Source organism: Porphyromonas pasteri, assembly GCF_014647755.1.
GTDB classification, from domain to species: domain Bacteria; phylum Bacteroidota; class Bacteroidia; order Bacteroidales; family Porphyromonadaceae; genus Porphyromonas; species Porphyromonas pasteri.
On the sequence record NZ_BMPU01000001.1, the window covers coordinates 673,161 to 699,308 of the forward strand.

At 53.5% G+C, this 26,148-nt stretch carries 21 protein-coding genes and 2 tRNA genes; 9 read left to right on the forward strand and 14 right to left on the reverse strand.

Annotated elements, in window-relative coordinates; genetic code table 11:
- The first annotated feature begins 58 nt into the window (after positions 1–58).
- On the forward strand, positions 59–577 hold the full coding sequence (locus IEX77_RS02620) for an acyltransferase family protein (RefSeq protein ID WP_188807573.1): 519 nt from the start codon (positions 59–61) through the stop codon (positions 575–577).
- The gene (locus tag IEX77_RS02625; RefSeq protein WP_188807574.1) at positions 486–1,172 is read left to right on the forward strand and encodes an acyltransferase family protein; all 687 of its coding nucleotides are present in this window, start codon (positions 486–488) and stop codon (positions 1,170–1,172) included. The genes IEX77_RS02620 and IEX77_RS02625 overlap by 92 nt, the downstream gene beginning before the upstream one ends.
- On the opposite strand, the gene xseA is transcribed toward IEX77_RS02625, so the two are convergent.
- The 11 genes from xseA to IEX77_RS02680 all read right to left on the reverse strand — a co-directional run bounded on the left by xseA (position 1,169) and on the right by IEX77_RS02680 (position 13,690).
- Positions 1,169–2,560, reverse strand: a complete 1,392-nt coding sequence (gene xseA / locus IEX77_RS02630) for an exodeoxyribonuclease VII large subunit (RefSeq protein ID WP_188807575.1) — start codon at positions 2,558–2,560, stop codon at positions 1,169–1,171. The two genes, IEX77_RS02625 and xseA, sit on opposite strands and share 4 nt — an antisense overlap.
- A 9-nt stretch (positions 2,561–2,569) precedes the next feature.
- Positions 2,570–3,040: an Lrp/AsnC family transcriptional regulator gene (locus IEX77_RS02635; protein ID WP_009433161.1), complete on the reverse strand. Its 471-nt coding sequence runs from the start codon at positions 3,038–3,040 to the stop codon at positions 2,570–2,572.
- A 103-nt stretch (positions 3,041–3,143) separates the two neighbouring features.
- Complete coding sequence (recO, locus tag IEX77_RS02640) at positions 3,144–3,890, reverse strand: DNA repair protein RecO (protein ID WP_188807576.1); 747 nt, start codon at positions 3,888–3,890, stop codon at positions 3,144–3,146.
- Between the two features lie 126 nt (positions 3,891–4,016).
- Positions 4,017–4,871, reverse strand: coding sequence for a Cbp1 family collagen-binding glycoprotein adhesin (locus tag IEX77_RS02645; protein ID WP_009433110.1), 855 nt, complete (start codon positions 4,869–4,871; stop codon positions 4,017–4,019).
- 13 nt (positions 4,872–4,884) lie between these two features.
- On the reverse strand, positions 4,885–5,652 hold the full coding sequence (rsmI, locus tag IEX77_RS02650) for a 16S rRNA (cytidine(1402)-2'-O)-methyltransferase (RefSeq protein ID WP_188807577.1): 768 nt from the start codon (positions 5,650–5,652) through the stop codon (positions 4,885–4,887).
- 8 nt (positions 5,653–5,660) lie between these two features.
- A complete protein-coding gene (locus tag IEX77_RS02655) occupies positions 5,661–6,782 on the reverse strand; it encodes a glycosyltransferase family 4 protein (protein WP_188807578.1) in 1,122 nt (373 codons plus the stop codon).
- 8 nt (positions 6,783–6,790) lie between these two features.
- On the reverse strand, positions 6,791–7,924 hold the full coding sequence (locus IEX77_RS02660; RefSeq protein ID WP_188807579.1) for a glycosyltransferase family 4 protein: 1,134 nt from the start codon (positions 7,922–7,924) through the stop codon (positions 6,791–6,793).
- Between the two features lie 66 nt (positions 7,925–7,990).
- A complete protein-coding gene (locus IEX77_RS02665) occupies positions 7,991–10,066 on the reverse strand; it encodes a tetratricopeptide repeat protein (protein WP_188807580.1) in 2,076 nt (691 codons plus the stop codon).
- Positions 10,067–10,129: 63 nt separating this feature from the next.
- Positions 10,130–10,696 (reverse strand): peptide deformylase, encoded by a 567-nt coding sequence (gene def, locus IEX77_RS02670; protein ID WP_188807581.1) that lies wholly within the window; start codon positions 10,694–10,696, stop codon positions 10,130–10,132.
- 21 nt (positions 10,697–10,717) lie between these two features.
- Positions 10,718–11,164, reverse strand: a complete 447-nt coding sequence (ruvX, locus tag IEX77_RS02675; RefSeq protein ID WP_188807582.1) for a Holliday junction resolvase RuvX — start codon at positions 11,162–11,164, stop codon at positions 10,718–10,720.
- Between the two features lie 126 nt (positions 11,165–11,290).
- Positions 11,291–13,690 carry a hypothetical protein gene (locus tag IEX77_RS02680; protein ID WP_188807583.1) on the reverse strand — a complete coding sequence of 800 codons (2,400 nt, stop codon included), beginning with the start codon at positions 13,688–13,690 and terminating at the stop codon, positions 11,291–11,293.
- 791 nt (positions 13,691–14,481) lie between these two features.
- Between IEX77_RS02680 and IEX77_RS02685 the strand changes: the two genes are divergently transcribed.
- The 7 genes from IEX77_RS02685 to IEX77_RS02715 all read left to right on the forward strand — a co-directional run bounded on the left by IEX77_RS02685 (position 14,482) and on the right by IEX77_RS02715 (position 19,428).
- Positions 14,482–15,108 (forward strand): SIS domain-containing protein, encoded by a 627-nt coding sequence (locus IEX77_RS02685; protein ID WP_188807584.1) that lies wholly within the window; start codon positions 14,482–14,484, stop codon positions 15,106–15,108.
- A 196-nt stretch (positions 15,109–15,304) separates the two neighbouring features.
- A complete protein-coding gene (locus tag IEX77_RS02690) occupies positions 15,305–17,125 on the forward strand; it encodes a DEAD/DEAH box helicase (protein ID WP_188807585.1) in 1,821 nt (606 codons plus the stop codon).
- 94 nt (positions 17,126–17,219) lie between these two features.
- Positions 17,220–17,807 carry an outer membrane beta-barrel protein gene (locus IEX77_RS02695; RefSeq protein WP_188807586.1) on the forward strand — a complete coding sequence of 196 codons (588 nt, stop codon included), beginning with the start codon at positions 17,220–17,222 and terminating at the stop codon, positions 17,805–17,807.
- Between the two features lie 147 nt (positions 17,808–17,954).
- Positions 17,955–18,176: a hypothetical protein gene (locus tag IEX77_RS02700; RefSeq protein WP_188807587.1), complete on the forward strand. Its 222-nt coding sequence runs from the start codon at positions 17,955–17,957 to the stop codon at positions 18,174–18,176.
- 45 nt (positions 18,177–18,221) lie between these two features.
- A complete protein-coding gene (locus IEX77_RS02705; protein ID WP_188807588.1) occupies positions 18,222–18,920 on the forward strand; it encodes a YjjG family noncanonical pyrimidine nucleotidase in 699 nt (232 codons plus the stop codon).
- Positions 18,921–19,163: 243 nt separating this feature from the next.
- Positions 19,164–19,237: transfer RNA gene (locus IEX77_RS02710), tRNA-Arg, on the forward strand.
- A gap of 106 nt (positions 19,238–19,343) precedes the next feature.
- A tRNA-Ser gene (locus IEX77_RS02715) sits at positions 19,344–19,428 on the forward strand.
- A 68-nt stretch (positions 19,429–19,496) separates the two neighbouring features.
- On the opposite strand, the gene IEX77_RS02720 is transcribed toward IEX77_RS02715, so the two are convergent.
- The 3 genes from IEX77_RS02720 to IEX77_RS02730 form a co-directional block, all read right to left on the reverse strand.
- Positions 19,497–20,090: a hypothetical protein gene (locus IEX77_RS02720; protein ID WP_188807589.1), complete on the reverse strand. Its 594-nt coding sequence runs from the start codon at positions 20,088–20,090 to the stop codon at positions 19,497–19,499.
- Between the two features lie 198 nt (positions 20,091–20,288).
- The gene (locus IEX77_RS02725; protein ID WP_188807590.1) at positions 20,289–23,006 is read right to left on the reverse strand and encodes a DEAD/DEAH box helicase; all 2,718 of its coding nucleotides are present in this window, start codon (positions 23,004–23,006) and stop codon (positions 20,289–20,291) included.
- Between the two features lie 505 nt (positions 23,007–23,511).
- The gene (locus tag IEX77_RS02730; protein WP_229770776.1) at positions 23,512–25,920 is read right to left on the reverse strand and encodes a TonB-dependent receptor; all 2,409 of its coding nucleotides are present in this window, start codon (positions 25,918–25,920) and stop codon (positions 23,512–23,514) included.
- Positions 25,921–26,148 lie beyond the last annotated feature (228 nt).

Genomic DNA, 26,148 nt, shown 5'->3' on the forward strand with positions numbered 1-26,148 from the left:
CTATCCCTTCGCCCCGACGGAGGGATAGCTTTCTTTCATCCCTATAGCTCTTATCCCCGTGGGCACCCCAACCTCTGCCACAGCTCGAGCCTCCAACTTCGAGCTACTCCGCATCTTGGCTATGCTGCTCATCCTTGTGCTGCATGCCAACTTCCTCGCTTTCCGCTTCCCAACCAATGAAGCGATCCATTCGCAGCCACTCACATCTCTGGGCCAAGTATGGAGCGAAGCACTTGCCATCGTCGGAGTCAATGTCTTCATACTCATCTCGGGATATTTCGGGATAAAGGCGCGCGTCAAGGGGATCGTGAGCCTGCTCTTCCAAGCCTTCTTCTATACCGTCGGAGTGTACAGCATCCTCGTACTCCTCGGACTTGAGCCATTCAACCTATCAGAATTCGTGGGGAGCCTCATGCCCCTGAATCGAAAGGCAGAGTGGTTCCTCCCGACTTACCTGAGCCTTATGATCTTCTCCCCACTCCTCAATGCCCCTCGCCCAGCGAACGAGCGAAGAGGAGCTAAGACGCTACCTTCTCCTCTTCTTCTTAGTGGAGTTCGTCTTAGGCTTCATAAATGATCAGCTGGAGGTCAAGGATGGCTATTCACTCTTCGCCTTCGCTGGCATCTACCTCATCGGGCGCTATCTACGCCTCTACCCTCAGCACCTCGAGCGCTGGAGCGGACGGAGCTTCCTCCTTGGCTACTTGGGACTCACCTTTGCCCAATCTCTCGCACTCTTCCTCTTTGCCTATGGGACGGGGCAGTCAATCGTAGCAAGCCCGCTTGCCTACAAGTTCATGAGCTACGTCTCCCCGATCAACATCCTCGCTGCCATACTGCTCTTCCTCGCCTTCTCTCGGATGAAGCTACAGAGTGCCGCAGTAAACTGGATAGGCTCATCGACTCTCGCCGTCTACCTCATCCACTGCAATGCACGGCTCATCGGGCGCTATACGGGTTTTGTTCGGGAGCTGAGCGAGCAGCACCCGACGGGACTTTTCATCGTATCAGTGGTGGGATTTATGTTGCTGGTCTTTGCGGGGAGCATCCTCATTGACAAGCTCCGCCTGCTGCTGTGGCGCTGGGTCATCTCGCCACTCTATGATGGGATCGCCCGCCTATGGGTGCGTGTTGGGCTACCTATCTTTCAGTTCCCCGAGCTGAGGAACTAAGGCTTTTCCTTCTTCGTCACAGCCTCCACTTCACCATCAGCAAAGCGTACCGAGATCTCTGCTCCCGAAGGGATCTGGCTACTACGTGTGACGATACGTCCGCCGACAGAGACCAAGCTAAAGCCTCGACGCAGGATCTGATCAGGATGCGCCAAGCGAATCGCCTGCTCCTGACGTAGGAGATCAGCCTCCATACGCTCTCTCAAGCGCGACACATGCAGTGGCAGGGGAGAGAGTCGCTCACGAAGCGCCTGACGATGCTGACGCAAAGCATAGGACGCTACTGTCGGAAGGCGGCGGAGTGCCAGCTCAAGACGATGCTCAGACCGCTGAAGGTAATGACGAGCTGAGAGGGTGATCTGTGAGCGCTGCGTGAGAAGCTTACGCTCAGCCTGCTCCAAGCGGCCACGCACCAAGAGCGGCAGGCGTGAGACCTGCGTATGGAGCCAATTACTTCGCCCCATGGATAGGGCTTGTAGCAAAGAGGGAAGTCGGCGCAGCTGCTCCCGCAGCTCTGCCAGCTCACTTGCCAATCCCTCAACTAAGAAGGCAGCCACTGCCGTCGGGGTCTTCAGCGTAGTATGGGCGATCAGGTCAAGCACCGAGACATCACGCTCATGGCCTATGCCTGCAATGATAGGTAAGGGGAACTGTGCGGCAGCCTCGCACAAGGTGTAGTCATCGAAAGCTCTTAGCTCACTCACGGCACCCCCACCACGGATGATTACCACGGCATCAAAGTGCTCCTCCACCTCGGCGATACGCCCCAGTGCAGCGAGTATGGATGCTGTCGTATCATTCCCCTGCATCTGCGCCGTGAAGAGCGCCGTATAGAGCACGACTCCATAGGGATTCTCATGGAGCTGACGCATGAAGTCCCCATAGCCTGCTGCCGTGGGAGACGAGATGATAGCGATACGCTGTAGGGGGAAGGGAAGATCAAGCTCTTTATTCATCGTGAAGAGCCCATTGCGCTTGAGACGCTGTATGGTCTCCAAGCGCAGACGAGCGATCTCACCGAGAGAATAATTGGGGTCAATATCGATGATATTCAAGCTCAGCCCATATTGCGGATGGAAGGCAATCCCGACAAGAGCCAAGATACTCATCCCCGAAGAGAGCTTTCCCACACCGCTTCTCTCGAAGCGCTGCTCAATCAACGTATAGGTCGATGACCAAATAGTAGCACGCACCTTCGCCACGACATCCCCTTCCTCACCCTTCTCCAAGAGCTCCAAGTAGCCATGACCTTGGCCACCAGCACGACGCAGGTCACTCACCTCTGCCCGCACCCAATAGCGGTCGGGGAAGGAGTGCTCTAAACAGCGTCTGACCGAACCCAAGAGCTCGGTCAGACTAAATGAACGGACAGTCGTGGCTTGCTGCACGGAGACCGCCTATTGGGGGATATGATCTGGGATATGGATGCTACGCTCAAAGCTTACATCCAGCGAGATCAAGGTCTCAGTAGCGACGACCCCTGGGATGCTCTGAATGATCCCGTTGAGGATGCGCATGAGGTCATTATTATCAATCGCATAGAGCTTGATGAGCATCGTATAAGGCCCCGTAGTGAAGTGGCACTCAACGATCTCGGGGATCTCACGCATTCGCTCAGCGACCTCCTTGTAGAGAGAGCCACGCTCCAGTCGCACCCCAACGTAGGTACACGTGTTGTAGCCTATCTTCTTGGGGTTCACATGATACTTTAGCGAGGTCAGTACCCCATTCTCAATCATACGGGTAAGACGCTGATTGACGGAGGAGCGCGAGCTATTCTCTCCTTCAGCTACGTCACGCAAGGGGACGCGAGCATTCGTAGTCAGTCGTCTAAGGATCTTCAGATCCAGCTCATTCAGTTTCTTCATACAAGGGTGGGTCGGCGTGCCACTAATTGCACTCCTTATGATACAAATGTAGTAAATATCCCATGATTAGTCGCCATATCGTGCTCTTATCATGGCAATTTACCTAGTTTCTCTCTGCAGACAGCCCAAGTTGGCGCAGAATAGGGAGGCACTTGAGCTGAGGGAAGGAGTGTAAGTGTAGGCGGTAATAGTCAAGGAGGTAATCAAGAATCACCCCGCGCTGCTGCCGACTATAGGCAAAGCCATGCATTGTGTCATAGCTCATCCGAAGGAAAAGCGGCAGATGCTGTGTCTCCTCCGGTGACAAGCAATAAGCCTCTCGATGTGGTAGGTAGCACTGCTCTTGCAGGCTGAAGCAATATCCACATCCTCGAGCCTCCTCATCAGGAAGATCTGGAGCGATACCGAAGTAAGGGAGGAGTGTCAGTAGGAAGCAGAGGTGGAAATTCGCAACACCGCGACTAAGCCCTTCCCATAGGACAAGCGATGAGGAGATATAGTCATAGAGCTCCTCATCGGGTGTCTGCGTCGTCGACAAGATACGATAGAGGAACTCACTCAGGAAAATCGCCTGAGCTCCCTTAGCAGGATCTGTATGGAGTGCGTGACGAGGATGCAAGCTATGCACCTCATGAATACGCGCCAAATCACGCTGAGGACTAAGCGACAGCGTGATCTCCACTTCTGCCAAAGGGCGCAAGTGCTCCCGCACAGCATTCTTTCGGCTGGAGGTCTCGGGGACAAGCGTACCGACATAGCCTATCCCCCGACTATAGAGGTGTACGATGCTATAGCGGTCACTATAGCGAGTACGATGGAGCACAAGAGCAGGAGTAGTCGTATAACCCATCAGCAGTCTACTTAGGAAGTACCAATAAAGAAGAAGACGAGTCTACAGCTACGCCCCACGATGTGGGCACGTGCTATAGACTCGTCTTCGTAAGTGAGATTAGACTCTCATGCCTCAGGGACTGGCTTAGTCTACCTGGACAACGAGGATCTTTGAGTTACTCCAGAAGGCCTGAGCATTCTTGATGTAGAGGACAAGCTGCTTATCAGAGCCTGGAACGAGCTCATAAGAAGAAGCAGGATGCACCGTCAAGAGGCGAGCCTTGCGGCTGAAGAGGGGGATCTGCGAGAGCTCGCGGAGGTCCGTCTTCGTGAAGTAGCTCATGTTAGCGTTCTCCGTGACGACGCGACCGCTCTTGATGAGGTTCATCTCCTTGAGGTCAGAGCTGGTGCCGACGCAGTAGCGGACGGTGTTCAGTTCCTTCTCCTGAGCAGCCAGAGCTTCGGCCTGCTGTGCCGTAGCGACATTCAGACGATCAACGTCCCCATTACGCTGAGTAAGCATAGAGTCCAGTACGCCGATAGCGAGGTTCTTACGCTCAAGCTCTTCGGAGAGAGCGAGGACACGCTGCTTCTGGTTTTCAAGTTCCTTACGCAGAGCAGCGATCGTGCCGTGCAGGCGCTTGTTTTCCTTACCACTTGACTCCAGCTTCTTAGTCAGCTGGTCAAGAGCTTCACTGCTGGCACGGAGCTTATCGTTGATCAGGAGCATGTTGTCCTTGATACGATCACGCTCAGAGCGCTGGAGGTCGCCACTACGAGGATTGACATTGATCATCCCTTCGACGGAGGAGATCTCCTGGAAGTTCGTCAGGACACTGGCTACGAGGGAGTCTGTTTCATGGAGTTCGGCCTCATAGTTCTGGTTGATCAGGGCGAGTGAATCATACTGCTGCTTGAGCGTCTGATATTCGCCAGAGTTCTTCCCGCAGGAAGCGAGAGTAAGCAGCATCGCTGCACCCAAGACAAGTCTCTTTGTCATACGTTTATTCGATTTACTTATTCCACTTCTTCGATCGCTTCATCTTGCGTCGATCCTCTTCGTCGGACGAGCTGTGGATGGGATCTATTATATTTTGTTTCTTATCACTTACAGTGCCTTTACCCACTATGAGAACGAACTCTCCTCGGGGCTCATGCTCCGTGAAGTGCTGGATGACCTCCGCGAGGCTTCCACGAACCACTTCCTCATAGAGCTTAGAGATCTCTCGGACTGCAGCGACCTTAGTCTCTGCTCCCATGTGTTCGGAGAGTTGCTCTAATGTCTTAACGATTCTATGCGGAGATTCGTACAGTATGGTAGTATAGTCTGAAGATGCTATAGCCTGCAGTTTCGTCTGTCTTCCCTTCTTCACAGGGAGGAACCCCTCAAAAACGAAGCGATCAGAAGGTAGCCCCGAGATAACCAAGGCTGGGACGAAGGCGGTTGCTCCAGGAAGACACTCCACTTCGATACCTCGCTCAATACAAGCATGCACCAAGAGATACCCAGGATCCGAGATGGCTGGTGTACCAGCATCTGTGATCAAAGCCACCTCACTCTCTTGCTCGATACGCTCACACAGGCGCTCGAGGGCCTGATGCTCATTATACTTGTGGTAGCTCTGCATCGGGCACTTAATCTCATAGTGCTGCAGAAGTAGCCCTGAGGTACGAGTGTCTTCGGCCAATATGAGCGATACCCTCCTTAGGACATTGAGAGCCCGCAGGGTGATATCCTCAAGGTTTCCAATCGGAGTCGGTACGAGTATGAGCTTTGGCATCGTGGAGGCTAATGCTTTTTCTTCTTAGCGATGAGCTCAGTGAATAGCTTTGTCCAGCGCTGCATGACGGACTCTTCTGAGAAGCGTACAGAGAGTTCTTTCGCTCGCTTACCCATCTTCTTACGTAGCTCATCATCTTGAATCAGACGAATGATCCCCTCCGCCAGCTTATGATAATCCTCAAGCTCTTCTACGAGGATACCAGTCTCTCCATTGATGATGATATCACGGGGGCCACAAGGGCAGGCGTAAGAGACGTTAGGCACACCGCAAGCATTCGCTTCAGCAAGAGCAAGCGAGAAGCCTTCATGTCTCGAGCTCACTACAGAGATAGAGGAGTCCATATACTCCTTCTGCATATCCGAAGACTCTAGACGATCAATGCTATCTCTAAGCTGAAGCTTATCAATGATAGGATCAAGCTTCTCCAGTCCTTGGCCACAGATCTTCAAGCGCCAGTCGGGACAAGCTGCATGTACGATTGCCCAAGCCTCAACCAAGTTCTCGAAATTCTTCTGTACACCATGGCGTCCAGAGGAGATCACCTTCTTTACATCAAGAGTGGCACTCTCAACTGGAGCAAATGTATTCCCATTAGGTATACAGATCGTATTGGGGACATCCCAGTTCGGTATATCCTCCTGGGTCAAGACTACGAACTGATCAAAGCGTCGAACCAGCTTAATATCGAGCCAATTCTGGAGTTTACCTAAGAGGCCCTTTCGAGAGAAGATCCAAGTATAGCGGGCACCATGTGCCTCTAAGACCTTAGCACTTCCATCCTTGATGAAAGGTAAGAAGAAGATTTCCTTACCATACATAGAGACCACTATATCAGGACGAATCTCCATCAGAGTTCGCTTCATACGGACATAATGACGGATCAGGAAGCCGGGCAGCTTCATCGCCTTCTGTAGCATGCTAAGCTGGTCTGCTCCAATGTACCCAATGGCATAGTCCACCGTCTTTACCCTCGGATCCATTTCATAGTAGGGAGAATTCCCAATCTGATCTGACGTTAAGATATATACTTCGTGACCCTGCTTAACCCAGTAGTTCACCTTATTGATCAGCACGCGAGTCTGGCCTCCAGCGTACCAAGTATTATTTAAAACGTAGGCAATCTTCATAAGAGAGGTTACTTTACGAGTTCATTAAATAGCGAGAGCCACTGGGGCATGATAACATCAAGGTCATAGCGGTGCGAGGCTACCTCTGCGGCTTGCCCCATACGACGCCTGAGTTCTTCATCACGCATTAGCGTTCGAAGACGCTCTGCAAAAGTCTCCTGATCATAGAGGGGGACCAAGAAACCATCCTTACCATCCGTGATTATATCGCGAGGTCCACTAGGACACATATAGGAGACAGCAGGCAAGCCTACTGACTGAGCTTCGAGAAGCACCATAGGGAGTCCTTCATAATGTGAGGTCATTAGATAGACCGAGGAGGAAGCATAAGCCGTCTCCATATCGCTCACAGCTCCCTCAAAGGAGACTTGAGAGGCAATCCCCAACTCTTTTGCCTGACGCTTCAAGCCATCAAGCATCCAGCCACTACCATATAGATGCAGTTGCCATTCGGGGAAGTCAGGTGCGACACGTGACCAGATCTGAAGGAGCTCAGGAAAATTCTTCTGATACTCCATACGCCCCACAGCGATGAGATGCTTAGCTGACACATCGGCTCGCTTTTGGGGAGAGAAAGGAAGAGCATTGGGAATAACACTCAGGTTAGAAAAGCCCTTCCAAAGAGGCTTTTCTTCATGAGTAAGGATAACGAAGCGATCATAGCGAGCAGCGACCCGCTCCTGCTGGGCTACGCGAAGACGCCCAATGAAGCGCCTCAACTTACTCCCCGCAGGATGCATAAGCTCTGCTGTAGCCTTGGCTGAATGTAACTCGAGGATCTTTCGACTGCCATCCTTCAGGTCGGGAAGGAAGCTAGCTTCCTGACGCCAGACAGAGACGGTGATATCAGCATGCAATCGCTTGAGCTCAGCCTCCAAGCGAGCCTTGTGCTGGGAGCGTAACTGATACGTCTTCCAGTATCGCTTCCACGGGGAGAGCTCATCAAACTGATCGTAATTCAGACCCAGATCAACTCGCTCTACACGCTCATCGATAGGGAAGAAGTCAGGGCGACCAGCCTGATCCGTAGTGATGATACAAGCTTCATAGCCATGGTTCACAAGGTAGTTCACCTTATTGGCGATGACTCGCTCGATCCCTCCGGACTTAAACATCGCAGAGATACAGTAGACGATCTTCATTGGCTTATGCTTTTGATACGTTGATGCACAAAGTTAGCTCTTTCCATGTACTCCCCTACTGCACTTCTATTTATTCATTCGCTTGATGAGGCTGTAGGCCTTGTAGAGCCCCAATTCACCGGCACGACTTAGGTCGCGAGTACCCTCCTTCACCTTCCCTTCGGAATAGTAGAGAAGACCTCGATTGAAATAGCTTTCGGCAAAGAGCGGATTGAGCTCAATCGCCTTGGTATAGTCTTGCTTAGCACGCTCTACATCGCCCGTCTTAGCATATAGGTTCGCCCGATTATAGTAAGCAAAGGCGAATGTCGGAGCCTGAGTGATGACCTGATTAAGGTCAGTCAAGGGGGAGTATTCGACGACTCTCGCTGGGGTAGGTGCGGGGAGGGGGAGCTCTGCTGGTGTCGTACCCTTAGCCCCCGTAGCAGCAGCTCGCACTTGAGGTATAGAAGGTGTAGACTGCTCGACAGGGCGCCCACGCTCAGCCTCACTCCGACGAAGTGACGCGATGGAGCGAGCAAAGTAGGCTAAAGTAAATGATGGGTCACGCTCTATAGCCTCGGTAAGAGCTGATATCGCAGCACCGAGATCCTGCAGGAGGAGATGATCAATGCCCTTAAGGAAGGAGAGCTGCGCTGTCTTCTCGGTCTGGGCATTCAGCTGGCTGAGATGCTTCTGCACCTCTTCTACCTCTGCCAGACTTAGGCTACTCCCCTGCTCACGGAGCACAAGGCGGGGGGCACGCTTATCCTGATGCAAGCGCTGTGTATTGAGGCGATCCAAGAGCGGAGCAAAGTAGACCTGTCCTTGGTTCCCATCCTTATCTATCTCAGTGAAGTATGAGAGCGTCAGATCACGACGAGGCGTCATCTGTATCTCCTGATCCTGGATACGACCACGGATCTGGCTGGTGTATTTGGGCTTGTCCTTGACGGGCTCTGGAGCCGTCTCGACAAGCATATTGTACTTCTCGATCGCCTCATCCTCTCGGCTACGCGTCTCCTTACCATCCTTAGCGGGACGAGAAGCAGAGGCAGCACGATTGCGATAGCTCTTGCTATTCTGCAGGTCAAAGAGATGGAGCTCGTCGCGTGTAGCCCCCTTAACATCGCCCATCTTACGACGCACCTCTGCACGAGCCATGAAGCCTTCGGCAAAGATGGGGTAGCGCTTGAGGACGATATTGAGATCCTCGAGAGAGGAGCGAAGATTCCCTAAGCGAAGATGTAGGAGCGCACGATTATAGCGTGCGATATAGTGATCGGGCTCGAGCTGCAGGAGCTTATCCCAGTCCTGAATAGCCAAGCTATACTCCCCTACTTGCGTACGCAGTAGCGCACGATTATTGAGAGCCGCACGGTCATTCGGCTCAAGGCGTAGCCCTTCGGAATAGTCACTCATGGCCCCTCGCAGGTCATTGAGGTGATAGCGCATGATCGCTCTATTGACATAGAGGTTCGCATCACCTGCATCCTGAGCTAATACCCGATCCAGTGCACGGATGCTCGTCTTATAGTCCTTGCGCTCAGCGGCTATCTGAGCACGGAGGAGGTGAGCTGGCAGATAGGTCGAGTCCTTCGCCAGCAGGTAGTCCACCTGCCGTGTAGCACTAACTGTATCCTTGCGCTCAAGGGCTGACTGTGCTAAGATGCGATAAGCATCCTTGTTCTTAGGGTCGATCTCCAGCAGGCGCTGGGCAGCACTATCTGCCGCTGCGTACCGCTTATCCTGCAGTAGGGCTATGGACAAGTTGTACTGAAGTCCCACATCTCGCGGGGAGAGCTCGAGTCCTCGACGGAAGTCCTCGACTGCAGGAGTATACTCCTTCTGCGAGAAGCGAGCGATACCACGCAGGAGGTAGGCACGAGGGAAGATCGGGTTACGCTCAAGAGCCAGCGAAGCATCAGCCTCAGCACCAGCGTAGTCATCGAGGTTGATCTTCGCCACAGCCCTATAAAAGTAGGGCTCAGCCATCCAGGGGCGCAAGCCGATGATCTGATTGAAGTACCCCATCGAGACGATATAGTCATTGAAGTAGATCGCATTGCGTCCGATCGAAAGCGCCTGCTCAACATCGATCTGCGCACGGAGCGTAGAGGCGGATAGGAGGAGGCCAAGGGCCGCAAGTGTGTACTTCTTCATATAGCGTCTATCTCGTAGTATGGGAGTGAAGGCTGAGGCACGAGGAGCCCAACAGCCTAAGGATTACTTACGCTTCTGTGGAGCGGTGACGACACGATAGTGTGCCGACACCTTACCCTTCTGCATATTGGCAAGCTTGCCCTTGATGAGCTGCTTGCGGATGGTCGCGATCTTATCGATGAAGAGGACGCCCTCGATGTGGTCATACTCGTGCTGGATCACACGAGCGGCAAAGCCCGTGTAAGTCTCACGATGGGGCTGGAAGTCTGCATCCAGATACTCAATGGTGATCGTCGCTGGGCGCGTGACCTTTTCATTGATACCAGGGATGCTGAGGCAACCCTCATTCTCGGCGAGGGTCTCTTCACTACTCTCAACGATACGAGCATTGATGAAGGTCTGCTTGAGCCCCTTGCACTCGGGGAAGGTCTCTGCCATAGGATCGGCATCGATGACGAAGAGGCGGATAGCACGCCCGATCTGAGGGGCAGCCAAGCCGATACCATCAGAGAAATACATGGTCTCCCACATATCTTCAATGAGGGTACTCAGGCCTTCGTAGTCGGCAGTAATATCTTGCCCGACCTCACGCAGGACGGGATGTCCATATATATATATAGGTAGCTTCATCGTAGGGATGATTAGGTGATACTATTTGAATGGCAGGTGAATTTGCCCGAGACCATCACGGCTCTCAAGGTAGCTCTGTAGGATAATGACAGCGCTGACCTCATCGACGAGCCCTTTATCCTGCTCACGGCGCTTCTTACCAATCCCCGCTTCACGTATAGCACGCTGCGCTAGGGTCGAGGTGAAGCGCTCATCTTGATACTCAATAGGGACAGAGGGCAAGGCCTTACGGAGCTTCTCTACAAAGGGGCGGATATACTTCATCGAGGCAGACTCCTCATTGTTCATCTGTCGGGGATAGCCGATGATGATGCGCTCCACAGACTCACGCTGCACGTAGTCCGTGACGAAGGCGAGGAGCTGATGCGTCGGGTGCGTCCCGAGCCCCCCCGGGGTGATCTGGAGGGGATCAGTGACTGCGACACCGCAGCGCTTCTGTCCGTAGTCAATAGCGAGTATTCGTCCCATAGGTTCAGGCAAAGATACGGAAAACTACCTGCTCTGCTCCTCACAAGCTCATCACCGGCGTAAAGCAAACTGGCTCCCCCACCCATAAGAGGTGAGGGAGCCAGTCGATGAGTTAGCCGAAGTAGATTACTTGATGGCCTTCTTTGAGAAGAGGCGGATATAAGCCTTCAGCTTGCTTTGGTCTGCGGCAGAGTAAGGCTCGCCCTTCGCGTTAGCGACGACACCTACACCCAGAGGACCTCGGTTAGCTGAGACATCCTCACCGTAGAAGTACATCCAAGTAGGCTCAGTAGCACCAGCGACCCAGTAGAAGAGTGAGTTTCGAGACCCATTCACCGAGCTATTGTTTGTATCCTGTACACCATCATACTGGTATCCAGCAAGTGACAGCTCACGCACGGTATCGTCAACCTCAGCCGTATAAACGAAGGGTTTGGCTGCTGAAGCATTCCAAACTAACCAAGTGATATCCCAAGAGTAGTTGACACTCCACCCACCTCTATAGGGTCGATGGAAGGCTGGTCCCAAATAGCGCGAATAGATGGTGAGTTTCTGATGGGTGGGATCAAAGTCATAGGCATTAGCAGTGAGGAACTGCTGTCCCTGCCCCCAACCTATAATGGAATAGTTCCCCGCTATAGATCTCCCAGCACCACCAACAGGGAAGAAATAGGTAGAGAAGTAGAGATCCTTATTAGGGGCATCCGTAGCGTACAGCAGAGGCTTCTTCGTATCACCGACGATATAGGGAATCTGCATTTCCTCTGGGATGCTGATAGAAGCAAAGTTACGAGACTTACCAGAGAGGGCAGGATCGAGACCAGCTCTAGCTGCCGGGGTATAGGACTCCTCTCCACTCAAGACTAATGGGTACGTTCGAATAAATTCTCCGCCCGGAATATACCCATACTTTGGTGAGTTGAATGACTTTGCAGGCGAATTAGCCGAAGAACGCGTGTAGAGGTAATGCTTAAAGGTGAAGCCTCCCTCTAAATAAGGATTGTCGGGCTGCTTACCAGGGAAGATGGACGCCCAATTGTGCAGAGCAGGTAATACCTGATCACCACTGATACTGGTCGTAGCTACTTCATCATAGGCATGATAGCCCGCCTTATCCTCCTTCTCCATAAAGTCGAGGAAGGTATAAATCTTCGTCTGGTAGCCGACCAAACGCAATGTCTGACCGCTAAGGGCCGTAGAAGAGAGGCGGAAGGCACCTGCAGGGAAATTACGCGTCAGAAGAGGCTTACGAATGAGCGCCTTAGGGAGGACAACAGCTCCAGCAGCAGTATTAGGCTGATTGTACTCAAGCCCCGTACGGTTAGCATCATAGAGGAGGACGTGCATGATACCACCACGACTCTGCTCCGTAGTACGCCCTACATTGGCCGTAGCATTCGTAGCTGTGACCGTCTCAGGCATAGCCCAGATGAGGTAGTACTTAGAGGACTTAGCACCTGTAGCAATATCCTCCTTATCCTTGACCCAGAAGTCAGTATAGTTAGGGAAAGGGAGTGACCAGCCAAAGCCCTGATTCGTATTTGCTGAATCGAGGAGAGCCGAACCATCGGCACGAAGACCTGTCCAAGTAGATGCGAGATCCTCCGATGAGCGGACGTTGGCATCAGAGAAGTCATACTTACCACGGAAGGCAAGCATATTCGTGAGGATACGGAGCCCCGCCAGCTTGATGTCGGTGAAGTTCTCATTCTTGATCTCAAGTCGGAGAAGCGTCCCCTGAGGGCGAAGGGTGAAGCGGCTACCGAAGATGATAGCATTGTTGCCACCTGCCTTATTGACGAAGTCTCCATCCGCGAGCGTGATCCACTGTGAGAAGAAGGGTACGTCGAGCGTCACCTTCTCTTCATCCGTATAGCTATCTCCCTTAGTAGACTTAGTGATCCCCTTGAGGTTCCATTTATTCTGGGCACTAAAGCGATCAATACCCTGGTCTGACTGCGAATCATCGGAGTACTTCACAGACTCGAGGTTATTGGGGTCGAAGGCCAATGTGCTACCACTGCGCTTACCACCGATGACCAGAGCTACGCTCCAAGTACCCTTAGTAAAGTCAGTACCAGCCTTTGCATTCACAGGCGAGCCACCAGCCTTTGTGTGTAGATACACACGGTCGGCGGGGACAGCAGAGCCATCAGGATAAGAGGTACGACGCTCCATCGTGATCTCGCCAACCGTGACAGGCTGAGAAGAATCCGTTGAGCGAAGAATGACCGTAGCCTTAATGTCTCCCTTTACCGAGGAGAGGTCAAGGTGAGAGGAAGTCGTCGTAGTACCCCCGTTCGTCTCATCGTAGACGACGTAGTCAAAGGCACGACCTGACTGGGTCTTCTGCCCCTGCTCCAAAGAGGTATCACGGAACTGTTCGGCCCCGAAGTTCAGCATGACCTCTACACCTGGGCCCTCGGGTGTAGTGGCTTCATGAGCTAGTCGATCGCTATCATCCTGGCTACAGGAAGCGAGGAGAGTGCCGAAGAGACCAGCAAGTAAGAGAAGTTTTTTCAACATAAAGTCGTGATAAATTTCAAAAATTGTGTTCAGGATATCGTGCTGAGCTGCTTGAGTGAAGATTGACGCTCAGCACACTCAGCACTACAACTATTTATAGATCCATGCGGGCGTAGTGCGATCGTGGCTTCTGGGTCTAAAAGGCTCAGATGCACAAGAATCCAATTCACCTGCAAAGATAATATATTATAAAAATATACTCCAATAGACTCCGACTATTAAGTAATAAACACGATACGTTAAACATCATTAAAAAGGCGAATATACAGGCCTGAAATAAGCACCAGTCTCCAGCTTAGTCCACACCCGAATGCGTGCCGAGGAAACGATAGCAAGCCAAGATGCAGCAGGCTCCCATTAGTGGGTTCTTTTCTCCGTGATAGAGCGAAGGGCTCGTCCTATCACAGATATTTTTCTTATCCCCCAAAGGGGAAAGCAGTATTCTCGTGAGGCAAAAGCTGCTTCCCGCAGTGGTGCTTCCTCATCCATGCACGTAGTCTTAAAGACCTAGCACATAAACCCTAAAATCCACGTACGTAGATCTAAGATCCACGCACGTAGATCGAGTTTATCTGCCATTCGTCCGACACTTTTACTCGTGATCGGAGGAAGGCATTCTACTACTGCCCCCAGATTTTTCTCCGAAGAAACGAACCGCCTAATAGCACGGCTACGCGACGTAACACCTACCGAATAGAATGCCCACTATATCAAAAGCCTTAAAGAGACCCTTCTTCTCTCGGGGGAAAGACGTATCTTTGTGGAAGAGAAAAAGTTTTGCCACGAGCGACATGTCTAAGCAATATACTATCCCTGAGATCCTCAGCGCTGAGATCGAAGCGCTACGTACCATCCCACAAGAAAATGACTACGAAGCAGCTATCCGCCTGATCCTGGAGCACGTGCATCAGGGTGGCGGTCGCCTCATCACCTCGGGTATGGGGAAGGCTGGACAGATCGCTCACAACATCGCGACGACCTTCAGCTCTACGGGGACGCCCGCTTACTTCCTCCATCCGAGCGAAGCACAGCATGGCGACCTGGGGATGGTCTGTGAGAGTGATGTGATGCTCTTGATCAGCAATTCAGGCAAGACACGCGAGGTACTGGAGCTTGTCGCCCTCACACGGCGCATGTACCCCCGCCTACCCTTCATCCTCATCACGGGTAATAGCGAGAGTCCACTCTCTCAGCTCGTCGACGTCACCCTCTCCACGGGCAACCCTGCAGAGGTATGCCCTCTGGGGCTGACGCCGACGACGAGTACCACAGTGATGACGGTGCTCGGTGACCTCTTGGTAGTGAGCGTGATGCAGCGCATCGGCTTCACCTACCACGACTACTCACTGCGCCACCATGGTGGCTACCTCGGGGACAAGAGCCGCGAGCTCGTCTCTCCCGAGACAGAGAAGAAGTAGTCTCCGCCGCAGGGCGCCCACGCACAGCTCGGGAGAGCTGGACGCATTCCGATGGGCCTCCCGCACTCTATTTTTTATAATTAATTTATGTATGCACTCATCGAGGTCAGGCTGATGGACTTCACCGCAGAGCATACGTCCACGATCCCTCTACCCCTCACGGGGCGGACGGATGCTTACTTATCAGTTACATTAGATGACATTCGAAGAATTAGGGGTAAGTGCCCCTATCTGCCAAGCCGTTCGTGAGCTTGGCTATGAACAGCCCATGCCTGTGCAAGAGGCTGTGATCCCTTACCTCTTAGGTGCCCCCATTGACCTCATCGCCCTAGCCCAGACGGGGACGGGGAAGACGGCAGCCTTTGGCCTACCCCTCCTGCAGAACGTGGAGCGAAGCCTTCAGGCTCAGCCCAACGATGGCGTCGCTACACCGCGCGCCCTCGTCCTCTGCCCTACCCGCGAGCTCTGTCTGCAGATCGCTGACGACCTCACGGCCTATAGCAAGTACCTCCCCTCGGTACGCATCCTCCCCGTCTATGGTGGCTCCTCTATCGAGGCACAGATACGCACGCTTCGCCGTGGTGTAGAGGTCATCGTCGCCACCCCAGGTCGTCTCATCGACCTCATGGAGCGTGGAGCAGCCAGCCTTGACAGCATCGAGACGGTCGTCCTCGACGAAGCTGACGAGATGCTGACGATGGGCTTCTCTGAGAGCCTCCAGACGATCCTCGCTGAAGTACCCAAGGAGCGTCACCTCCTACTCTTCTCTGCCACGATGCCCCGTGAGATCAGCTCTATCGCCGCCTCCTACATGCACCAGCCCAAGGAGATCATCGTCGGGACGAAGAACGAGGGGAACAAGAATATCCGCCACTACTACTACGTCGTATCGGCACGTCACAAGTACCTTGCTCTGAAGCGTATCGCCGACTACTATCCCGATATCTACGGCATCATCTTCTGCCGCACGCGTCGTGAGACTCAGGAGATCGCTGACCAGCTCATCCGTGATGGGTACAATGCTGATGCCCTACACGGCGAACTCTCGCAGGCTCAGCGTGACTACGTGATGCAGAAGTTCCGCATCCGCAATCTTCAGCTCCTCGTCGCTACCGACGTAGCAGCTCGCGGGCTGGACGTGAACGACCTCACGCACGTCATCCACTACGGCCTGCCCGATGATATAGAGAGCTATACCCACCGCAGTGGTCGTACAGCACGTGCCGGTAAGATGGGTATCTCCATCGCTATCTGCCACAGCCGTGAGCGTGGTCGCCTGCGTGACATCGAGCGCATCTCGCATGCCACCATCGAGCGCAAGCACCTCCCTACGGGTCAAGCCATCTGCGAGAAGCAGCTCTTCCATCTGGCCGATCGCATCGAGCGTGTCGAGCTCACCGAGGACACGACGCTTGACACTGTCCTCCCTGAGCTGGTCCGTAAGCTCGACTGGATCGACCGCGAGGAGCTTGTACGCCGACTGATGCTCCTCGAGCACCGCCGCCTACTCGACTATTACGAGAGCGAAGAGACGATCGAGGAGGCTGATGACAAGGGCCGCCTCTCGGGCGAAGCCAAGGAAGGTAAGAAGCGTGATAAGCGCAATGCCGTAGCTGAGGAAGGGATGAAACGCCTCTTCATCAACTTCGGTAAGCTCGACCGTATGTTCCCCAACAAGCTCATTGAGCTGATCAACAAGTGCGTCCCAGGACGCGTGAAGATCGGCAAGATCGACCTGCTCCCACGCTTTGCCTTCTTCGAGGTAGAGGAAGCTGATGCTCAGGAGGTCATCCGCTCGATGAGTAGCTACGAGGTCGATGGTCGCCGCATCGCCGTCGACTATGCCGATGCCATGGGCAGTGGCGATGGCAAGAAGGAGCGTCGTAGCCGTCGCAATCAAGACTTTGCTCCCGAGCGCAAGTCCTACCGCAAGGGTAGTAAGAGTAGCGAGGGTGCCTTCGACAAGTATAAGGGTGGTAAGTCCTCGAAGGGTGGTAAGAAGAAAAACCGCTGGTAAGCGGTGTATATCATCTATAGTCCTTCTCTCCGTTATAGATACATCATGGTAGAGAGCATTCTACCGCTGTATATTTAATGCACACGAACGAATTATGAAGAAGATGATCATCGCAGCCGTTGCGCTGCTCGCCAGCACCTTTGCAGTGCAAGCTCAGGAAGTCCATCCCCGTCTCGAAGTCGCGGGGAACTTCTCCACGAATATTGCAAAGGACGCTAGTGGCTACTCTGTCAAGGACTACAAGACTCGTCCAGGCTTCCGCGTCGCTGGGGCTGTCGAAGTCGGTCTCCTTGGCCCACTCTATATAGCTCCTGGTGTTGCCTTCCAGCAGAACGGGAGTAAGCTGGGCGACCAGACGACCACGCTGAACTACCTGAGCGTACCCGTCAACCTCGGTCTACGCCTGGGCCTCGGTGGGCTTGCAGTATCTATCGAAGGGGGACCATCGTTCTCCTATGGTGTCTCCTCCAGCTCCACCGCTAAGGATGTCCTCCTCGACTTCCAGAATGGTGGTCTCAAGCGCTTCGATACGGGCGTCAATGCTTCGGTCGCTGTTCACCTCAGCAGCCTGTACTTCCGACTGGGTTCGGACATCGGTCTGACGAACATCTACAAGCAGAAGGCCAGTGAAGAGAGCCTCAAGAACGCATCCTTCTACCTCGGTGTCGGTCTGCGCTTCTAAGAAGCACACCATACTCTATTACTATTATTAGAGCAAGCAGGCCCTCCTGCCTCCTTCATCGGGGCGGGAGGGCCTGCACTCTTATCTCCTCCTATTATATAAAGTATAAGAGTGAACCGCACGAGTTGCATCCGGTTTACATGATATATGAATACAAGCTCCTCCCGCCCTAAGAAGGGTGACCGTATTGACTTCATCCTCCAGCTGTGGTTCTTCGTACTGGCCATCGGCTCTATCATCGCTTTCTTTGCCTGCCGCAGTACCTATCCCCTACTCTTTCAGAGCCTCGGGATGGCAGCTATCGTCATACGCGTCATCTACTATGTGAAGCTCCTCCTGCTCTCACGCCGTGACGACAAGCGAAAGTAAGTAGCCCCACGAAGTCCCCAGCCTATATTATATACCTTTACTCACATGCATAAGACTGCTATGGAGCGCCCGTACAAGGCGCTCTTCATTGATGTTGACAATACGCTTCTGACCTTCCGTCCCTCAGCTGAGATAGCTTTTCGGAAGACCTTCGAAGCTATGGGCGTGACCTACGAGCCTAGCTACTACGAAGTCTATTATTGGATCGGCGATGTACTCTGGACGCAGCAGCAGCGCCAAGAGATAACCGTACAGGAGATCCACGACACGATCTTCCACCGTCTCTTAGCGGCACTCGCCATCGACGCGGATGCCGATGCCTTCGGGAAGTTCTTCCATCAGCAGCTCCACGAAGAAGCCATCTTAGAGCCAGAAGCCGCTGAAGCACTCAGCTATCTCAGCGAGCGCTACAAGCTCTATGTGGCCTCCAATGGTATGCTCGAGATGCAGCGCTCACGCCTGCAGGTCGCAGGGATCCTACACTACTTCTCCGACCTCTTTGTCTCGGATGATATCGGGGCAGAGAAGCCTTCCGAGGCCTTCTTTGAGGAAGCCATGCGCCGAAGCGGTGTAGCCCCCAATGAAGTCCTCTTTATCGGAGACAGCCTTCAAGCCGATATGATGGGTGCCCTTCGCAGTGGTATCGACCGCTGCTGGTACAATAGCCACGCAGCTCCAGTACCCGAGAGCCTTCCCTTGAACCACGTCATCCAGCGCCTAAGCGAAGTAAAGACCTTCCTGTAAGCCCTGGTCCCCACTCAAATGTTATATTACTTTTCGATGAATGTTATATTACTTTTCGGCGAAGGTTATATTACTTTCTGATGGAGGTCGTAATACCGCCTTCTGAAAGCCCTCCCATGTAGCCCCCGAAGTCTCCCACTTTCCCACAAGGAAGGAGTCCAAAGAATTCGTATCTTTGCGCTGGCTACGCCACTATGGAAGCGGAATTTCACGTATTCTTGATAGTGACGCTGTCAGCAAAATGGCTCAGTAGCTTAGTTGAATAGAGCGTCAGATTCCGGTTCTGAAGGTCGAGGGTTTGAGTCCCTCCTGGGTCACATCCGCATAGCTCCTTGAGTTTGTTTCTGCAAACCGAGAAGAATGCGTATCTTTGCAGCGATTTCGGAGGATGGAGAGAGTCTCCTCTTCTCGTGATCGACCATCGGAGAGATGGCAGAGTGGTCGAATGTGGCGGTCTCGAAATCCGTTGTACCGCAAGGTACCGGGGGTTCGAATCCCTCTCTCTCCGCGGTAAAGGGTGCAAATCGCTTGCGATTTGCACCCTTTTTCTATACCTAAGGAAATGAGGGTAAGCCCCTACCCTTCTTCGCTGAGATGGGTAAGGGCTTCGGTGAGGGTGTAGTGCTGAGCGGTAGCTTGGGGCTTTCGGTAGCGGCGGATCAAGCCTCGGAGGGGGCGCCACAGCGAACTAAAGTCCCGCACACTACGCGTGCTGACTTCGCCCTCCTCGCTTACCAGCGTGCAGCGATTGCTCCCAGAGAGCGGGCTACCAGCCACACGCGTCACGAAGTGCTGGCCCCCACGCTTGTCCATGATGAGCGCAGCATCACACAGCGTCCAGAGCTCAATGTACGCACCCAGTGTCGCCTCGGGGAAGGCGCCCAGATACGCCAAGCCATTCAGCTCGGCTATGGGAGTGAGGAACATTCGGCTATCCGAAAGAATGCGCTCACGATACCGCCACAAGAGGGGCACGCTTTGGCGAAAGAGCTCCGTAGCCTCGGTACGTGCTTCGGGCGTCAGTGGTGCGGGGAGAGATGTAGCGGGATAGAGACGTAGCAGGGTACCATCCATACGACGCAGCTGCCCCTCGGGGTGGTCAGTCGAATAGATAGTGTGGGAGCGGGATGCGAGCTCCTCTGTCAAAGTAGATGTAGCTTGGGTAGTCATACCTTTTATTTTTAGATGAGACGATACGTCCTCTCGTGTCAGGCAGGGAGTCTGCCTCTCGCACCTTGCCCCGTATGCGGATAGGTTGCGGACGGCTCGTAGCCGTTCTCTGGACACTTCTGATGAAAGACACTTCCCTTCCTGGGAAGCACCACGAAGATAGGCTTTTTCTAATAATCGCAGTGCCTTACTGCAGGCCTACAATAAAGTAGTCAATCGCTCTCTCAGCATATCGACCGTCACCATATCTGTCGTAGAGATGCGATAGGGAGGGAGATCATACTTGGAGAGAAGACGGTCTTTGAGTGCATCTCGGGCCTGCTGCGTGGCACTCCCCTTATGGAAGCTCCAGCCATCGACCTCGATGACGAGTAGCGGACGCTTCGTCAGCGAATTATAGACGAGGAAGTCCACGTGCGAGAGAGGACTCTTGACGAAAGCTCGCTCCTCAGCATCCAGTAGCGACGTATCAGCGATGAGTCTCTCAAGGGGATAGTGACAGAGTACGGAAAGCTCGCTACGCCCCACCTCATTGAGAGCCTTGAGTAGCGTATCATAGAAGAGCGTCTCAGATAGTTGGTCTGAGACCTGATGCTTGGACTGATAAGCCAGGCGCTCCGTAGTGTACTGCGTATATAGCAGGTCAAAGACCGAGCGCAGCTTGCTCTCCTTTACCTCGAAGTTGTTGTACTGAATGTAGCTGATGAGCTGAGATAGGATACTCCCCTCAGGCAGATCATTCCCTGTCGCCACGATACAGAGATGAGTCTTGGCACGAGAGATAGCTACGTTGAGGAGGTTCGGATCGTCAGAGAACTCCGTCGGACTATTGTCCACCATGCTCATGATGATCGTGTCGCACTCTCGCCCCTGATACTTGTGCACCGTACTTGCGATATCCATGCCCAGCATCTGGTTGATAGCCTGCGCCTGATCTTTATAGGGGGTGATGATACCGATACTCCCCTGATCCTGAAACTCTGGTAGCACTTCCTGCGTGATGACGTCTATCTCACGCTGGTTGAAGTGTCCTCGGGCATGATTCCCCTTCACGGTGCGTAGGACTTGAAGCACCTTCTCCTCACCCTTATCCGTCGTCATGGAGATTAGCTCACCGTCATAGAAGCGCTGATTGCAGAACTCAATGATCTTGGGGTGGCAACGATAGTGCTCACGTAGCAGCGTCACGGGGGCATCCTTGAAGGTCTCTAAGCAAGACTTCAGGAAGCTATGCGTCACAGCATCATATCGGTCATCGACCTGGTAGGTCTCTCTTATCGCTTTGAGAGCAAGGGTCTCCTCTCGGCTTACTACATTAGGTAGCTGCTTGTCATCCCCTACGATCACAGCATTCATAGCACACGATAGGGTCAATGCTCCCGTCTTGATATCGATCTGCGAAGCCTCGTCCATGATGACATAGTCAAAGACATAATCGGGATTGATATTCCCATTCGATCGGTATGTACTACTCAGCACCACGGGATATTCCTTGAGGAAAGCCTCCGTCTTGAGCTTGAAGTCTCTGATAGTGAACTGGCATCGGACACCGCCACTATCATAGCGCTTGCTTACCTTGCTTTTGAGAAGCTGGAGCGACGAGGTCGTAAGCTCCTTGACGCTCTGCTTTAAGTCGATGGACTGAAGACGCTGTGCGACTACTGAAAGCTCCTTCTCTATCTTAGACTGAGAAGCCTCATAGTAGGCATCTTCCAGGCAAGCGATGACCTCCGCAAACTCTCTCTTGAGGAACGAGAAGGCCTGCGGTCCTAAAGTGAATGCACTCTTCAAGCGAAACCAAAAGCTGGGTCGCTCCGACCGCTCTGCGAGCTGCTGAAAACGCGTAAGTAAGGCCATCAACCCTGCAGGAGACTTATCCTTCAGCCAGCTGACGTCTTGCCCGATAGTCTCATTAAGGAGATCATTATACTGACGCTCCGTCTGCAAGGCATTGAGCTCGGCCCGTAGCTGAGCCTGCTTCGTCTGGTCATCAAAGCCCTGAGACACCTTCCGCAGAGCCTCCTTGGCGACCTTCTTGACCGCCGAAGCATCCTCGAGCGCCCATCCCTCCATATCGGGGTAATAGGGCTGCTGCTGTTGGATGAAGGCCTCCTTGTTCTCGGAGTTCCCCAGCTGTGCCACGAGGAAGTCCAAGCCTTCACGCTGGAGCTTCTCGGCAATATTCTCTACGGCAGAATTATTGTTTGAGACCACCAATATAGTCTTGCCTGCGAGGAGCAAGTTCGCGATGATATTGAGGATCGTCTGCGTCTTCCCCGTACCTGGAGGCCCCTGCACGATACTCACCTGATGGCACAGGGCTGCCTCCACCGCGGCCTTTTGGCTGGCATTGCAACCAAAGGGATAGTAGACCTGCCGTGGCATAGAGCGCATAGCCAGCTTCCTCTTATCACCAAGGTACTGAGCAAGGGGCACGTTATCTCGCTTCACATCCACCAGACGGTAGGACTTCGCTAAGATATTTGTCCCGTCGCTGGCGCATAGTCCCGTCTCAGCTGCGAGCTTCTTCAGATAGTCCCACGTAGAGCCCCCCGTCAGGTCTATCGGCGTGCGGGTAATATAGACCTCCCGACCATCAAGGCACTCTACATAGCCATTCGTATGGGTCACTCGATAGAAATTGTACGTGGAGTAGGCGAAGCACAGGAGCTCTGCAATGTCGGAGATGCGCTTATTCCGGACGTAGAGCCCCCTATGCACGACGTTGATTGGCTTGGGATCTTTCAGATAAAGGAGGCGAGCTTTATTGTACTGGAAGACACGAGGAGAGGTATTGAAGCGCACCAACCATCCTCCATGCTCACTGACATCTATGGACTCGACCTGCTCGGTGATAAACATTCGTTTGTCCCCCTGCCGCTCCAAGTCTATGATCATACACCGCCTTGCATCCATATCTCTGAGTAAAAATCAACCAATTACTATAAGTCTCTGCAGCTATCTTCCACTGCGAAGAAGCCCCTTATGAGGCATCTAAATTACCAAGAATAGTAGATAGTTCTGCGGGGGCTGAGGGCGGCGTAGCAGGGCGTTTGTTCGGGACGGGAGGAGGCTATGGCGGGAGGACGTATACCTTGCGGGGGCAAAACGTATACGTTTCATGCCCAAGACGTATACGTTTCACACTCGAAACGTATACGTTTTCACCGCCAAACGTATACGTTGTGCTCGCGATACGTATACGTTCTGATGAGAAGAGGTATACGTTCGGGCCGTGCAACCGATGAAGCAGGCACTTTGAGCGAAGGAGAAAGCAGAGTGAAGGCGCAAGCTTTGGGTGAAGGAAGTAGCGGCCTGCATACAATCGAGGGATACAGCAAGCCCCCAGCAGGCGCCACGAGGACGGCTGCTGGGGGCTTTGCTTTAGCGGGAGTGACCCAAGAGCGGGAGCGGCAGGACGCTACATACGCGAGCGAAGATCCTTGGCACTCTGGCGCTCATCCTTACCCTCGATCGAGGCACCGAAGGAGTAGGTCATGCTCAGCGTGCAGAAGGTGTTATTCGACTCGTTCTTGACACGCATCTGGTAGGCGGGGGTATTGATATTGATGTAGGGCTCGGTCCAGATGAGGTTGTAGGCATCTGCAGCGATACGGAGCTTCCCATCGAGGAGCGTATAGGATAGGCCTGCATTAGCCGTGAAGGAATGCGAGTGCCTCAGACCTCCGTCATCGTAGCGTGGGCTCGCGTAGTAGATGGAGCAGGTACCTTGGAGCGTCTTACTGCGATTGAAGAAGAAGGTATTGTTCATGCTGAAGCTATAGTTTAGACCTGAGCCTCCATAGAGCGAGGACACATGGGCATCAAGCTTCGTTTCATTATACCAAAGGCGCTGGGAGATGTAGGTCTGGAAGAAGCTGACTTTATTGAAGAAGTAGCTATTCTCCAGCCCAACGAGCCAAGTCTTCTCGGCATTTTCATAGGTGTAGCTCCCGCGGTTCGTCGCAGGATCCAGGCGTATCACCTGCGTAATCCCGTCCCATAGGTAACCCCCATTGAGCTGGAAGTTCAGCGCACCGAGGAAGGTATATCCGAGGGCAAGCCGTGCGCGCTTCGCAGCACGTAGGTCCTCCTTCCCTCGCATGATGGTGTACTGATTCTCGTAATTAGCGAAGGGAGAGAGCAGACTGAAATCCGGACGGTTGAGACGGATGGTACTGCTGAGGCTGAAGGCATGGCGATCATTGGGATTGTAGCCTAAGAAGAGCGTGGGGAAGAGGTTGATATAGCTCCTCAAGTTCTCCAGACGACGGCCGTTATTCTCCCCTGCCGTATGGGTGTACTCCATACGAAGCCCCGTGCGAAGACTCCACGTCTCAGAGAGGGGATGTTTGAAGTCCGCATAGAGCGCATAGACCTGCTCATCGAAGCGAATCTTATCGTGGTGCTCACCCATCGTACTCGCTGCATCATAGTCACTACTATTGCTGATGCGCGTCCAAGACCCCTTTGCTCCGAAGCCCAGCGTCCCCTTACCGAGGGGCTCGACATAGTCCAGGCTGGCGATGTAGGAGTCGATATGCTGATCGGTCAGCGCATTGAAGCGGAAGTCCGAGCCCGCGATAGGAGTACCCTGAGGGGTTAGGCCCGAGGAGGTAAAGCTACGATCCTCCCGATTGCGGTAGCCGACATAGTCCACGTCCCACGATAGGCGGCGCTTAGGCACCCCCTTGAAGGTCTTCTCCATGTGGGCGTTCGCCGAGATGTACCTCCCATGATTGATGTTCACCGCAAGCCCTGGAAGGGAGCGAAGGAGCTGGTACGAGCCATCGGAAGTGATGCTATAGTCGCGAGAGTCATTCTCACGATGCGCACTATCCTGCTGTGGCGTATAGGAGGCGCTGAAGCCGAGTGTGAGCTCTGGAGTGAAGGCGTAGTCCAGCGCTCCACGTACGTTGAAGTACTTATCCCGCCCAGTGTAGTAGGTATCACTGACATAGTAGGTCTTCTGCTGAGGATAGGTACGATAGGTACGTGGGTCACCATCAAACAGCCCCGTACCGGCACCGAGGTCAAGGGAGGCTGTGACCTTGCCCTGATTATAGTTGAAGCTCGTACTGAGATCATAGCGAGGCCGCAACTTTTTGATCCCAAAGCCTGGCGTGACACTTCCCCCGAAGAAGTCATTCTTAGCTTTCTTCAAGACGAGGTTCAAGACGCCCGCATCTCCTTCGGCTTCGTACTTAGCAGGTGGTGTGGTCAAGATCTGAATCTCCTGAAGGTCGGACTGTGGATAGGAGCGCAGGAGACTAAGGAGAGCGGTACCTGAGAGGCGCACGCGCTTATCGTTGACGAGGACGATGACCCCACCCTTGCCGATAAGACTAATGCCACTATTCGTGACATTCACCCCAGGGGTCTGCCGTAGGACATCCAGTGCCGAGGCGGCGGCAGGCGCTATCTGGGTCGCATCGAAGACCAGACGGTCAGCCTTACGCAGCATGATCGGGCGGCGCCCTGTGACTTGGACAGCAGAGAGCTGCTTCGTCTCCTCAGTGAGGAGGAGTTCGCCGAGGTCAAGAGCACCAGCGATGGTGAGCGTCTGATGATAGGGTCGGTAGCCCAGCGCACGTACCTCAAGGAGGAAGGTGCCCTCAGGAGCCTCCAAGCGGAAAGCCCCATGCTCGTCGCTGGTCGTCCCCACGACGAGGCTACTATCAGCAGGATGGCGCAGGAGGACGTTAGCAAAGTCCACGGGCGTGCGGTCGGTCGTCTTCTTTAAGGTGCCCTGTACAGCGACGGTCGTCTGCGCAAGAAGGCTACCAGAAGATAGCGCAAAGGCGACTAAGAGCAAGTGAATGTGTTTCATACCAAGAGGTGCGTGCTAATGGAAATCGTCCCGAAAGGTAGCGACTTTATAGAAAAAAAAAAAAAAAAAATAGCCCCCTTAAACACCTGTGAAACACCGCTATTACATAGTCCTCTCCTCACCCTCCTGCAGTAGACGAATGAGCGAAAGCGGAGCTGCGATAGACTACAGCAAGCCCCCAGCAGCCACCACGAGGACGGCTGCTGGGGGCTTTGCTTTAGCGGGTGT

What these genes read in the sequence shown, in the direction of transcription:
- IEX77_RS02625 (WP_188807574.1), top strand. Translation starts at nt 486, where the DNA reads ATGCCCCTCGCCCAGCGAACGAGCGAAGAGGAGCTAAGACGCTACCTT.
- IEX77_RS02635 (WP_009433161.1), bottom strand. Translation starts at nt 3,040, where the DNA reads ATGAAGAAACTGAATGAGCTGGATCTGAAGATCCTTAGACGACTGACT.
- recO (WP_188807576.1), bottom strand. Translation starts at nt 3,890, where the DNA reads ATGGGTTATACGACTACTCCTGCTCTTGTGCTCCATCGTACTCGCTAT.
- IEX77_RS02645 (WP_009433110.1), bottom strand. Translation starts at nt 4,871, where the DNA reads ATGACAAAGAGACTTGTCTTGGGTGCAGCGATGCTGCTTACTCTCGCT.
- rsmI (WP_188807577.1), bottom strand. Translation starts at nt 5,652, where the DNA reads ATGCCAAAGCTCATACTCGTACCGACTCCGATTGGAAACCTTGAGGAT.
- IEX77_RS02655 (WP_188807578.1), bottom strand. Translation starts at nt 6,782, where the DNA reads ATGAAGATTGCCTACGTTTTAAATAATACTTGGTACGCTGGAGGCCAG.
- IEX77_RS02660 (WP_188807579.1), bottom strand. Translation starts at nt 7,924, where the DNA reads ATGAAGATCGTCTACTGTATCTCTGCGATGTTTAAGTCCGGAGGGATC.
- IEX77_RS02665 (WP_188807580.1), bottom strand. Translation starts at nt 10,066, where the DNA reads ATGAAGAAGTACACACTTGCGGCCCTTGGCCTCCTCCTATCCGCCTCT.
- def (WP_188807581.1), bottom strand. Translation starts at nt 10,696, where the DNA reads ATGAAGCTACCTATATATATATATGGACATCCCGTCCTGCGTGAGGTC.
- ruvX (WP_188807582.1), bottom strand. Translation starts at nt 11,164, where the DNA reads ATGGGACGAATACTCGCTATTGACTACGGACAGAAGCGCTGCGGTGTC.
- IEX77_RS02680 (WP_188807583.1), bottom strand. Translation starts at nt 13,690, where the DNA reads ATGTTGAAAAAACTTCTCTTACTTGCTGGTCTCTTCGGCACTCTCCTC.
- IEX77_RS02685 (WP_188807584.1), top strand. Translation starts at nt 14,482, where the DNA reads ATGTCTAAGCAATATACTATCCCTGAGATCCTCAGCGCTGAGATCGAA.
- IEX77_RS02690 (WP_188807585.1), top strand. Translation starts at nt 15,305, where the DNA reads ATGACATTCGAAGAATTAGGGGTAAGTGCCCCTATCTGCCAAGCCGTT.
- IEX77_RS02695 (WP_188807586.1), top strand. Translation starts at nt 17,220, where the DNA reads ATGAAGAAGATGATCATCGCAGCCGTTGCGCTGCTCGCCAGCACCTTT.
- IEX77_RS02700 (WP_188807587.1), top strand. Translation starts at nt 17,955, where the DNA reads ATGAATACAAGCTCCTCCCGCCCTAAGAAGGGTGACCGTATTGACTTC.
- IEX77_RS02705 (WP_188807588.1), top strand. Translation starts at nt 18,222, where the DNA reads ATGCATAAGACTGCTATGGAGCGCCCGTACAAGGCGCTCTTCATTGAT.
- IEX77_RS02720 (WP_188807589.1), bottom strand. Translation starts at nt 20,090, where the DNA reads ATGACTACCCAAGCTACATCTACTTTGACAGAGGAGCTCGCATCCCGC.
- IEX77_RS02725 (WP_188807590.1), bottom strand. Translation starts at nt 23,006, where the DNA reads ATGGATGCAAGGCGGTGTATGATCATAGACTTGGAGCGGCAGGGGGAC.
- IEX77_RS02730 (WP_229770776.1), bottom strand. Translation starts at nt 25,920, where the DNA reads ATGAAACACATTCACTTGCTCTTAGTCGCCTTTGCGCTATCTTCTGGT.